General features: G+C 52.4%; 11 protein-coding genes. 8 read left to right on the forward strand and 3 right to left on the reverse strand.

The genetic code is table 11. The features are described from left to right. Nucleotides 1-174 precede the first annotated feature (174 nt). On the forward strand, nt 175-1,629 hold the full coding sequence (locus ACE5KN_RS08575; protein ID WP_375525714.1) for an alpha-amylase: 1,455 nt from the start codon (nt 175-177) through the stop codon (nt 1,627-1,629). Between the two features lie 5 nt (nt 1,630-1,634). On the opposite strand, the gene ACE5KN_RS08580 is transcribed toward ACE5KN_RS08575, so the two are convergent. Then, the gene (locus ACE5KN_RS08580; protein ID WP_375525713.1) at nt 1,635-2,717 is read right to left on the reverse strand and encodes a DNA alkylation repair protein; all 1,083 of its coding nucleotides are present in this window, start codon (nt 2,715-2,717) and stop codon (nt 1,635-1,637) included. A gap of 162 nt (nt 2,718-2,879) precedes the next feature. On the opposite strand from ACE5KN_RS08580, the gene pepT reads away from it, so the two are divergent. Both pepT and ACE5KN_RS08590 read left to right on the forward strand, forming a co-directional pair. Next, nucleotides 2,880-4,136, forward strand: coding sequence for a peptidase T (pepT, locus tag ACE5KN_RS08585; protein WP_375525712.1), 1,257 nt, complete (start codon nt 2,880-2,882; stop codon nt 4,134-4,136). A gap of 128 nt (nt 4,137-4,264) precedes the next feature. Continuing rightward, nucleotides 4,265-4,594 (forward strand): winged helix-turn-helix transcriptional regulator, encoded by a 330-nt coding sequence (locus tag ACE5KN_RS08590; protein WP_375525711.1) that lies wholly within the window; start codon nt 4,265-4,267, stop codon nt 4,592-4,594. A gap of 88 nt (nt 4,595-4,682) precedes the next feature. Here the strand turns inward: ACE5KN_RS08590 and ACE5KN_RS08595 are convergent, their stop codons facing one another. Then, nucleotides 4,683-5,534, reverse strand: a complete 852-nt coding sequence (locus ACE5KN_RS08595) for a polysaccharide deacetylase family protein (RefSeq protein ID WP_375525710.1) — start codon at nt 5,532-5,534, stop codon at nt 4,683-4,685. Nucleotides 5,535-5,780: 246 nt separating this feature from the next. Here ACE5KN_RS08595 and hxlA point away from each other — a divergent pair, with 246 nt between their 5' ends. Further along, nucleotides 5,781-6,419, forward strand: coding sequence for a 3-hexulose-6-phosphate synthase (gene hxlA, locus ACE5KN_RS08600; RefSeq protein WP_375525709.1), 639 nt, complete (start codon nt 5,781-5,783; stop codon nt 6,417-6,419). A 5-nt stretch (nt 6,420-6,424) separates the two neighbouring features. Continuing rightward, nucleotides 6,425-6,982, forward strand: a complete 558-nt coding sequence (gene hxlB / locus ACE5KN_RS08605; protein WP_375525708.1) for a 6-phospho-3-hexuloisomerase — start codon at nt 6,425-6,427, stop codon at nt 6,980-6,982. An 81-nt stretch (nt 6,983-7,063) separates the two neighbouring features. Here the strand turns inward: hxlB and ACE5KN_RS08610 are convergent, their stop codons facing one another. Further along, complete coding sequence (locus tag ACE5KN_RS08610) at nt 7,064-8,446, reverse strand: exosporium glycoprotein BclB-related protein (RefSeq protein WP_375533063.1); 1,383 nt, start codon at nt 8,444-8,446, stop codon at nt 7,064-7,066. 346 nt (nt 8,447-8,792) lie between these two features. On the opposite strand from ACE5KN_RS08610, the gene ACE5KN_RS08615 reads away from it, so the two are divergent. The 3 genes from ACE5KN_RS08615 to ACE5KN_RS08625 all read left to right on the forward strand — a co-directional run bounded on the left by ACE5KN_RS08615 (nt 8,793) and on the right by ACE5KN_RS08625 (nt 11,667). Beyond that, a complete protein-coding gene (locus ACE5KN_RS08615; RefSeq protein ID WP_375526587.1) occupies nt 8,793-10,166 on the forward strand; it encodes an alkaline phosphatase in 1,374 nt (457 codons plus the stop codon). Nucleotides 10,167-10,392: 226 nt separating this feature from the next. Then, nucleotides 10,393-10,716 carry a DUF3219 family protein gene (locus tag ACE5KN_RS08620; RefSeq protein ID WP_375526588.1) on the forward strand — a complete coding sequence of 108 codons (324 nt, stop codon included), beginning with the start codon at nt 10,393-10,395 and terminating at the stop codon, nt 10,714-10,716. An 84-nt stretch (nt 10,717-10,800) separates the two neighbouring features. Further along, nucleotides 10,801-11,667 carry an SDR family oxidoreductase gene (locus ACE5KN_RS08625; RefSeq protein ID WP_375526589.1) on the forward strand — a complete coding sequence of 289 codons (867 nt, stop codon included), beginning with the start codon at nt 10,801-10,803 and terminating at the stop codon, nt 11,665-11,667. Nucleotides 11,668-11,791: the final 124 nt, after the last annotated feature.

Below are 11,791 nucleotides of genomic sequence, written 5' to 3' on the forward strand. Positions count from 1 at the left end.
ATTGCGTGCCATACCGGAGAACATAGGTATTCTTTTTGCTGGAAAGAATAACTACAACGGAAAAGACTGACGGACTCCTCCATTCATCTGCTGTTTTTTGTACGCTCTTCGGCGGCACGGGAGTTTAGCCTGCCTTGCCTGATGGGTAACTTGTTATATAAGGGAGGGACGTACATGATAAGAAATCATACGATGATGCAGTTTTTTGAATGGCATGTAGAGGCTGACGGGAAACACTGGCAGCGGCTGATTGAGCGAGTCCCCGAACTGAAACGAAAAGGGATTGACGCATTATGGATTCCGCCTGTAACCAAAGGGCAATCTCCGGATGATACAGGATACGGTGTATACGATCTGTACGACCTCGGTGAATTTGACCAGAAAGGAGCAGTGAGAACCAAATACGGCACCAGGAACGAGCTGCTGGAAGCCATGTCCGCCTGCGTCAAGCACGGTATGTCCGTCTATGTCGATCTGGTCATGAACCATAAGGCAGGGGCGGATGAAACCGAGCTGTTCAAGGTGGTCGAGGTCAATCCGGATAACCGGAACGAGGTGATCTCCAAGCCTTTTGACATTAAAGGCTGGACGAAATTTACTTTTAAGGGGCGTGGAAACCGGTATTCGGCGTTTCAATGGAATTTCGAGCATTTCAATGGAACCGACTATGATGCCAGCCGGAACAAGACGGGTATTTACCGTATATTGGGCAAGAACAAGCAGTGGAATAATAATGTGGACGATGAATTCGGCAACTACGATTATTTGATGTTCGCCAATATCGATTACAATAATCCGGCTGTACGGGAAGAGATGATCCGGTGGGGCAAATGGCTCATCGATACGCTGCAATGCAACGGGTTCCGGCTGGATGCCATTAAGCATATCAACCACGATTTTATCCGGGAGTTTGTGGTGGAGATGATCAAGAAGCGCGGACAGGACTTCTACATTGTAGGCGAGTTCTGGAAACCCGATTTGAAGGCCTGCCAGAAATTCCTGGACGCCGTCAACTATAAAATCGATCTGTTTGATGTGGCCCTTCATTACAAGCTGCATAGTGCTTCTCTGGCCGGAAGCGATTTTGATCTGTCCACCATTTTTAAGGATACACTGGTCGGCACACATCCCCTCAACTCTGTTACGTTCGTGGACAATCACGACTCCCAGCCGAATGAGGCGCTGGAATCCTGGGTGGAGGATTGGTTTAAACAGATCGCCTATGCTCTGGTGCTGCTGCGGAAGGATGGTTATCCCTGTGTGTTCTACGGCGATTATTACGGAATTGGCGGTGAGAAGCCTGTCAAAGGCAAGCAGGATAAGATCGACCCTCTGCTCTATGCCCGTTATGAGAAAGCTTACGGCGATCAGCAGGATTATTTTGATCATCCCAGCACCATCGGCTGGGTAAGACTGGGAGTACCTGAGATCGGAAAATCCGGCCTGGCTGTCGTAATATCCAATGGCAAGGACGGAAAGAAGCGGATGCGTGTCGGCCAGCACAGAGCAGGTGAAATATGGACTGACCTGACAGGCAACCGGAAAGACAGCGTTAAAATCGACCAGAACGGATGGGCTGAGTTTCCGGTCACCGGGCGCAGTGTATCCGTGTGGGCTCTTAATGGTTGAGGCGGTTACGGAATGATCAGCTCGAACTCGGCCGATACCTGCTTCACGCCGTTGACGATAATATCCAATCCATGCGTGCCGGGGTAATGCTTCCGCGTGGTGATGGGCTTGATCGTATGCCGCCTGGAAACAAGGCTCACTCCAGGTGGGTATTCCTTTTCTGAAAGCTTGAACCGCTTGGGAGCCGTTCTTCCGTTGGCCTTCATGTACAGGATGTCGTATTCAATCCGGAGCTGCTGCGGCTGCCCGGCAGGGTTGAATACGGCAAATGAAAATTCCAGTTCCTCCCCTTCTGTAATCGACGGCCGCGCCAGGTGCAGATCACGAATCTCCACTCCCTCCGCTCTTTGCAGTCCGAACAGCTCCAGGGCCTGCGGATCACCTTTCTTGAGCAGGGTCCGGCAGCCGTGCCGGACAATCCAGTCTGTATCCGGGTGTTCCCCTTTCCACACGCGGGCGATGTTCAACACCAGCTCCGGATGATCCTTGGCAATATCGTTCAGGTTGTTGGCTACACTTTTGCGCACATACAAGGAAGGATCTCTCTTCAACAGCTCCAGCAGTTCAATGACCGGGGCCGGGTCGGCAATGAACTGCTTCAACTGTCCTCCCCATGGCAAACGGGGCCTGCAGCCTTCGCTTGCAAGCCGCCGCACATGCTCGGATTCGTCCGTCGCCCATATCCGCATACGGCTCATGACGCCCTCCGGGTTCCTCCCGATAAAGGCGCGAATGGCAAATTCGGAGGTCGAGTACCGGGTGAGCAGCTTCAGCGCCTCCAGGGAAAGTTCCTCATGCTCAAGCCCATTCAGCTCAACAAAATCCGGCAAGAAAATATATTCGACTCCTTTACAATCAGACGCTGCCGCGCATAATATATCCAGCGCCTTCGGGTAGGATGGCGGCAGCACCTCCGTGAGTGCGCGTGCAATATGGCGGATGCGCTGCTTGAACTCCTCCTGCTCCCATTCCCCGTCCTGGACAAGCTCCACGAAGCGGTCACCATCAAAGGACGGGTAGACCTTGCGGAACACCGCCGCCGTATTTTCCAAAAATTCAGGGGTAAACAATTCTTTGAATGTGGACATCTTTTACCTCCGGGGGATTTCCCTTAGTGGTTTTCTCATATAGCTTGATATTATAGCACATACGTTCCCATTTCAAACGAAAAAATTACAGCTTAGAAAAAGCCCCGCCCGTCATGTTAAACTAAGATCAGCAAATTCGCCTTTGGAAAGGAGTCTGAATCCGTGAAACAAGAGCTGATTCAACGATTGAGCACCTATGCCCAGGTCGATACACAATCCAACGAGGACAACGAAACCTGCCCCTCGACACCTGGCCAACTAACCCTTGCACGCATGCTGGTCGAAGAGCTGAATGCCATAGGCATGCAGGAGGTCACCGTGGACGAGAACGGCTACGTGATGGCAACCCTGCCTTCCAATACGGATAAAACCGTGCCGGTCATCGGCTTTCTGGCTCATCTCGACACAGCAACGGAAGTTACGGGCGCAAACGTCCGCCCGCAAGTCGTGGAAAATTACGACGGGCAGGATATTGTCCTGAATGAGCAGGAGCAGGTCATTCTCTCACCCCGGGATTTCCCGAGCCTGGCCCACTACAAAGGACATACCCTTGTCACCACAGACGGCACCACGCTTCTGGGAGCGGACAACAAGGCCGGTATTGCCGAAATTATGACAGCGATGGATTACCTGATCCGCCATCCGGAAATCAAGCACGGCAAAATCCGCGTCGCTTTTACCCCTGATGAGGAAATCGGTAGAGGGCCGCAGCGCTTTGACGTCGCCGCCTTTGGCGCAAAATACGCGTATACGATGGACGGAGGCCCGCTTGGCGAGCTGGAATATGAAAGCTTTAACGCCGCAGCGGCCAAAATCACCTGCCTGGGCGTCAATATCCATCCCGGAACAGCCAAGAACAAGATGGTGAATGCCGCCAAAATCGCGATGTTCATACATACCAAGCTCCCTCCGCTGGAGGCGCCGGAGCATACGGAAGGATACGAGGGCTTCTATCACCTGATGTCGATTCAGGGAGATATTGAGCGGACCCGAATGCACTACCTGATCCGCGACTTTGACCGGGAGCAGTTTGAGAAGCGCAAAGCCCGGCTGGCCGAAATCGTAGAGGAAGCCCGTTCCGTTTATGGGCAAGAACGCGTACTGCTGGAGATCAAGGATCAATACTTCAATATGCGGGAAAAAATCGAGCCGGTAAAGCATATTGTGGAAATCGCGGAGCAGGCGATGAACAATCTGAACATTGAGCCTGAAATCAAACCCATCCGCGGCGGAACAGACGGTTCCCAGCTCTCCTATATGGGGCTGCCTACACCCAATATTTTCACAGGCGGCGAAAATTATCACGGTAAATATGAATTCATCTCCGCCGATGTCATGGTGCAGGCCACCGAAGTGATTCTTGAGATCATCCGGTTGTATGAGGAGCGCGGGGACAACCCGAGCACCTCCAAAGTGTAATTGTTTGATAAGCCAGGCGGTCCCGGAACTCAAGATTCCGGGGCCGTTTTTACACATTTCAGCGCAATGGATTTTTGCATCAGCCTCATATACAATATAATGATTAGCTTTTTAAGGAGTCGGAGTATATGGGTAATCAACAATTCAAAACAGCGGTTGAGCTCACACTTAAGGTTATCGGCGGCAAATGGAAGCCGGTTATTCTCTGCCATCTCACGGATGGCGCCAAAAGATTCAGCCAATTGCGCCGGGATATGCCGGGGATCACGCAGAAAATGCTGACTCAGCAGCTGCGCGAGCTTGAAGAGGACGGTATTATTCACCGGAAGGTGTATTCCCAGGTACCGCCCAAGGTGGAATACTCTTTTACCGAATATGGTCTGACGGTCAGGCAGCTATTGGATGAAATGGCGGACTGGGGAACACAACACCAGCAGCATCTGAACCAGGTCGAATAATGAAAATCCCAACATACCTATTGCAGCCGGATTGAAAAATCAACCGGACCGTGAAAGGGGCCTATCCTTTCCGGTCCGGTTATTTTTTTCATGTGGACTGCATCGAGCGCTGTCTATCGCGAATTTCCCGCCAAGTGGCCACGCGAATATCCTCTTTCCGCAATAACCGGATAATGTCTTTATCACGGAACAAATCATATTCATAACGGCGAATGGGCCATGTGTCCGTGATTGCTTTTAACTCCCGGGTATCCCGGGATGGATGAAAAACCAGCTCTGTCAGGCCAGGCTTTAAATTTTTAATCACATGAATTGCCGCTTCCTTCGTAAAAGCATAAGGGACCTTCGCACCAGCTTCTGAGGAAAAAGGAAGCATTTCAAAGTGATCGAGAAGCAGCACGCCCTTCTCTTCCGCGAGCTTCACCATCTCTTTATGCCGGGGATGCTGCAAGAACATGCCGCTTAGCTTGGAAAACCGCAGCGGGAGCCGGTATGTCTCACACAGATCAAGCAGAATTTCAGTGACATGATATACCGAGCCCATATGATTGTCCACGTGAGTAAGGTCTATTCCCAAGCGCAGAGCGAATTCAATTTGTGCGGTCGCTTCCTCGCGAATCTCTTCAGGGGCGGCATTCGCGATAACAGTCTCTGTATCTGCCGGAAAATATCCGAACTGATCCGTCAAGGTTGACAACTGCGTATTCAACGGCCCCCATTTGTAATGCTCCCATTCACTCGTGAATGTAGTATGGATCCCCACATCCGCATTCGGGTTCTGTTTCAGGAAAGCTGCGGCTTCCAGCACCCAGGGGCAAGTCACCATCAGACTTGTCGAAGCCGTGACACCATCAGCCAGCAGCTTGCTTATAGCGTGATTTGTTGAATGACACATTCCGAAATCATCTGCATTAATGATTAACAAACGCTCATTGGACATGTCTAATCCTCCTCGGCTCCTTATTTGCAATGGCTGCTAGAGCTATTTTATGAGGCCGTTTTCAAAATAGTATATAACGAAGTTTGTTAATATACAGCGGCCGTGAAGGTGCTTTTCCCTGGTTCCCTTCTAGTAACTGCCTTACCTCATGGGTACTGCGTTCCGAAAAAGTGCGTACTTACATTCTTAAAAGACGGCAAGTACAATGAATCTGACTTCAAAACGATTAAAGGAGCGAATAGAAGAATGGAACTGCAATTGGCACTGGATCTGGTGAACATTCCGGAAGGGATCGCACTGGTAAAAGAGGTTGAAACTTTTATAGATGTGGTGGAAATCGGTACCCCTATCATTATCAACGAAGGGCTACATGCGGTAAAAGCGATGAAAGAAGCCTTCCCTAATTTGAAGGTATTGGCCGATCTAAAAGTCATGGACGCAGGCGGTTATGAGGTCATGAAGGCTTCCGAGGCAGGAGCGGACATCGTGACGATTCTGGCGGTAGCGGAGGATGCAACCATCCGGGGCGCGGTGGAGGAGGCCAGAAAGCAAGGCGGGAAAAAGATCCTTGTGGATATGATCGGCGTAAAAAACCTGGAGCAGCGGGCTAAAGAAGTAGACTCGCTCGGTGTAGACTATATCTGTGTGCATACAGGCTATGATTTGCAGGCTGAAGGCGAAAGTCCTTTTGAAGCTCTTAAAACCGTCAAAGGCGTGGTGAAGCACGCCAAGACTGCGGTAGCTGGAGGGATCAAGCTGGGCACACTGCCAGAGGTCATTGCTGCAAAACCGGACCTCGTTATTGTAGGAGGCGGCATCACAGGGGAAGACAACAAGCAGACTGTTGCAGCACAAATGCAGCAGCTGGTTAAGCAGGGCGTCTGAGCACCATGCAGACGGTTCAATATCTCAAGGAAATTCTCTCGGAGCTTGATAGGGCTCCGGAGCTGATTTCCGGCGAGGCGGCTGAGCAGCTGGCCTCCGCCATTATGGATGCCAAGCGGATTTTCGTTGCTGGCGCAGGCCGTTCCGGGTATATGGTCAAATCCATTGCCATGCGGCTCATGCATATCGGTCTGAACAGCTATGTGGTAGGCGAGACGGTTACGCCGGGTATCGGCAAAGGAGACTTGCTGCTCATCGGCTCCGGCTCCGGCGAGACAAAAAGTCTGGCAGCCATGGCCGATAAAGCCAAATCGGTGGGTGCTGACGTAGCCCTGCTTACCACGTCGCCACAGTCGTACATCGGCTCCTTTGCGGATACGGTGATTCAGCTCCCGGGCTCTCAGAAGGATCAGGCGAATGCCCATTACAAAACCATCCAGCCGATGGGATCTCTCTTTGAACAGAGTATGCTCCTGTTCGGAGATGCCGTTATTCTGAGGATTATGGAGCGCACAAAGCAAACAACGGAAAGCATGTACGGCAAGCATGCCAACCTTGAATAGACAAAAGACTGTATCCTTTCTAATCAAAGTGGCGTCCCCTAATATTCTGCGGGACGCCACTTTTTTGCAGTCAATTCAGTGTCACACTATATTAACTCCAGCGCTGCCGTACCCGGCTACTACTGTAACAAGATCAATACCGGCGGCTGTAGTGGAGAATACCATTAACAAGCGAGTGTTGGCCGCAACCGGGATGGACAACCCGGTAGCCAAACCATTGCTTACCGTGCCAATGGCAACCAGACCGGAAAGCGGCGGAGCCAAAGTAACCAGTGCTCCCGCGATGGGGCTGAAAATATTGCTTGTTCCCGCTGCGCTGTACAGCTGAGCCGTGACTGTAACGGTTGCGCCAAGAAGATTGACCGCGAGTGTATTACTGAACGTAGCTGATATATCTGTTATGGTGCCGGCCCGTGGTGTATTGAAGGCAAAATCAAGAAGAGTGCCTGCTGCGCCCGTAAGGTCGATGGTTCCTCCCGCCAAGGTGACCGTAGGGCCTGAGTTGCCGAATCCGACAAGCCCAACGGTTCCAACCAGCCCGCCTGCAACCGTGGTTAGTGTAAGGGGGGTGCCGGATGCAAAAGGAATAACGGCTCCTGTACCGGTAGGGCCTGTGGGACCCGTAGCGCCGGTTGGTCCGGTGGGACCTGTTACTCCGGTGCCTGTCGCTCCTGTCGGACCCGTGGCTCCTGTTGGACCTGTCGCTCCTGTCACACCCGTCGCTCCCGTTACTCCCGTTGCACCCGTACCTGTCGCTCCCGTCGGACCCGTTGCTCCCGTTGCTCCCGTTGCTCCCGTTGCACCTGCCGCTCCTGTCACACCCGTCGCTCCCGTGGCTCCGGGGTCGCCCACTCCTGTCGGACCCGTTGCTCCTGTCGGGCCTGTCGCTCCTGTCACACCCGTCGCTCCCGTGGCTCCGGGGTCGCCCACTCCTGTCGGACCCGTCGCTCCTGTCGGGCCTGTCGCTCCTGTCACACCCGTCGCTCCTGTGGCTCCGGGGTCGCCCACTCCTGTCGGACCCGTCGCTCCTGTCGGGCCTGTCGCTCCTGTCACACCTGCCGGGCCTGTCGGTCCGGTTGGGCCTGGAATCGCCGGATCTCCCGAATATCCCGGATCTCCCTTAGGACCGGGAGGGCCGGCTGGTCCCGGAGGGCCGGCTGGTCCCGGAGGGCCAGCAAATCCCTGCGGCCCTGCGGGCCCGGGTGATCCGGGCGACCCCGCAGTTCCCCTTGGCCCGGGAGGTCCGGGCGGCCCCGGAGGCCCTGCAGGACCGGCTAAGCCCTGCGGCCCTGCAGGGCCTTGGGGACCAATGGGACCTCTGAAGCTGCGGCGGCGGACGTGCTTGTGTTTGCCCTTGTGGGCGAGATCAATGATGATCGGATGATTATCCGTGTGAATCACTTTTTTCTCCAGCTTCTGCAGTGATCCAAACTTCTTTCTTTTTGAACGATCCAGTTTAGACACCTCCTTATGGAATTGGTTTATAATACGGTTGCTTCTCTTAAACCGCATGGGTTAATGACGCTAGGCGGATACCTATTTATAGGTAAACGCGTTTTTTCCATTATGAAATTGAGATGACTTCATCTGATAAGCGTCCAAGCACTTATTATTTTTTTGCATTAAATATAGTGAACGATCCAAATAGGACACTCTCCATCATCAAGGTTCCAAATCCGGGATCTTGATTTTTTTGTCTCAAAACACCATTTACACAAAGTTTACATATATCCCATTTCCCCCTAACAATTAACGGCTACTGTTTGTATGAACAAGCTTTCATGTATTCAAATAAATGGGAGGGTTAATGATGAAAAAGAGAATAATGAAAAAAATGCTTCCCGTTGCGCTCGGTCTGACCCTGGGCACTTCAGCCATTCTGTCCGGAGCCCCTGCCGCAGATGCCGCCAACGCTAACGCCAGCTCCAACGCCAAAGGCAAAGTGAAAAATGTGATCTTTCTGATCGGTGACGGCATGGGACAATCCTATACTTCAGCTTACCGCTATATGAAGGACGACCCTTCCACACCTGTGATGGAAAAAACGGAGTTTGACAAATACCTGGTCGGAACGCAGATGACTTATCCTGAGGATGAGTCCCAGAACGTTACGGACTCCGCATCCGCAGCCACGGCCATGTCGGCTGGTGTTAAAACCTACAACGCCGCCATCGCGGTCGACAACGACCAAACTGAAGTAAAAACCGTACTGGAGCAGGCAAAAGAGCTGGGCAAATCCACGGGTCTTGTCGCCACCTCCGAGATTACCCATGCAACACCGGCGGCCTTCGGCGCTCACGATATCAGCCGTAAAAACATGGATGCCATCGCTGACGATTATTTCGACGAAATGATCAACGGCCAGCATAAAATCGATGTGCTGCTCGGCGGCGGCCTGACGAACTTTGTGCGTGAAAACCGCGACCTGACGAAGGAGTTCCAGAATGCCGGCTTTGGGTATGTAACCAACCGTGAGGGACTGCTTAATGACAAGCATGACCAGCTGCTGGGATTGTTCGCTGACGGCGGACTTGATAAAGCCATTGACCGCAAACCAGAGACTCCTTCCCTGGAGGAAATGACCAATGCGGCTATTGAGCGCCTGAGCAAAAATAAAGACGGCTTCCTCCTGATGGTGGAAGGCAGTCAAATCGACTGGGCAGGACATGATAACGATGTTGTCGGCGCGATGAGTGAAATGGCAGACTTCGAAAAAGCCTTCAAGGCGGCTATTGATTTTGCCAAAAAAGACGGCAACACACTGGTCGTAGCGACAGCTGACCACTCCACCGGCGGTTTCTCTGTGGGTGCAAATGGGGAATACAATTTTGATGTCACGCCAATCAAAGCCGCTACACGCACGCCGGATTTCATGGCTGCTGAAATTGCGGCAGGCGCCGATCCGGAAGAAACACTGAAGAAATATGTATCGTTGGAGTTCACGGAAGAAGAGCTTCAATCCGTTAAGGATTCAGCCGCTGCTGCGAAGGATGTCACTGAAATTGATAATGCGATCGAGAAGATTTTTGACACCCGTTCATTTACCGGTTGGACCACAGGCGGCCACACCGGAGAGGATGTACCTGTGTATGCCTACGGACCGGGCAGCGAGCTGTTTGCCGGACTGATCGACAACACCCAGAATGCGGAAATTATTTTCGATCTGCTGGGTTCAACAAAATAATACGCCAAAACCCGCCAAAGCCGCGAGCATTGATGCTTCGCGGTTTTGTTGTGTCAGGAATAATTCAACTTTGGATAAGCGCCCTTCTTAACAAACCTGCCTTAATTCCAGCTAAACTTGGCGAGAATTTCACACGGTCTCCCCGCACATGGATCAGGAAAAAATTTGCTATAATAGGCCGAAAGAAATTCAACATACTTATCCGATACCAAGGAGGAAAATAACCATGCCACAGACCGATACCCATCCCATCGAGGTTCTTCTGGATCATATCACCATACAGGCTCTTAACTTTACTGCCCGCACACTGAAGGATGAGGTGAACGGGAGCGAGCGGCAGTTGATTGGATTTGATTTCATAGTTGCAGGCCCTGAACAGTACCATGATATTACCGTACATTTGTACAAGCAGATGTTCGAAGTAGCCGTCCCGTCGCGGCAGCTAAAATTCACAGGGACGATCCACAACTACTCCACCTCCATACCAAAAATGACGCCAGGGGACGATACAGTAGATTTCAGGCTTGAGCTGATTGAAAAGAACGCTTGACAGCAAACTCTATTGTAACTATTATGGTTACATGATGATAACTTTAATATAGCTGCTCCATAATGTTAAGGAGGAAGATTTCACATGAAAATACTGGTAACCGGCGCGACCGGGCAACTCGGTTCAAAAGTGGTCGACAACCTGCTCGCCAAAGTTGCAGCGGACAACGTAGCCGTAAGTGTACGTGATCCCCGCAAAGCAGACGCCCTGGCCGCTCGCGGCGTTGAAGTCAGACAAGGTAATTTTGACGATCCCGCTTCACTTGACAAAGCTTTCGCAGGCATCGACCGCCTGTTGATCATTTCCGCTACAGATGACAACGATACACGGATTCGCCAGCATCAGAACGCCATTTCCGCAGCACAGCGCGCAGGAGTAGGCTTTATCGCCTACACCAGTGTGTCCAACGCTGATGAAAATCCGTTATTCCTCGCCCCGGTTCACCGGGCCGCGGAGGAAGGCATCAAGAAGACAGGCATTCCCTACTCCTTCCTGAGAAACAACTGGTATCTTGAAAATGAGCTCGGCGTATTTCAGGCGGTGCTGGCAGGTGCTCCCGTAACCGTATCCGCAGGCAGCGGCAAGGTCGGTTGGGCACTGCGCGAGGATTATGCCGCAGCCGCTGCGGCTGTGCTGGCAGGCAGCGGTCATGAGAATACGGTCTATGAGCTGTCCGGCGCTCCCGCAACCTATGACGACCTGGCGGCTGCGCTCTCCAAAGCGCTCGGCCGCGAGGTGCCTGTACAACAGGTCGACGATGAGGCCTACGGCCGCATCATGGCCGAAGCGGGGGTACCGCAGGAGGCTTTGCCGATCGTGACCGGCATCCAGTCCGCCATCCGGGAAGGCGCGCTTGAGGTTAAGCGGAGCGACTTTGAAGCCCTGCTCGGCAGGCCGGCTGCTGCACTGGACGAAGCTGTTGCCAAGCTTGTAAATCAACTTAAAGCATAAGTAAACAGACATTGACACAGCATTCTGAAAAAGCCGTGATCGCTTGCGATCGCGGCTTTTTGGCGTTCTCGGCTGCCTGCCGCCCCGGATTTTCGTCTGCGATGAAAAAAGTTGATGCTAACTG

Origin of the sequence: Paenibacillus terreus, assembly GCF_042138595.1 — a bacterium.
GTDB lineage: Bacteria > Bacillota > Bacilli > Paenibacillales > Paenibacillaceae > Paenibacillus > Paenibacillus terreus.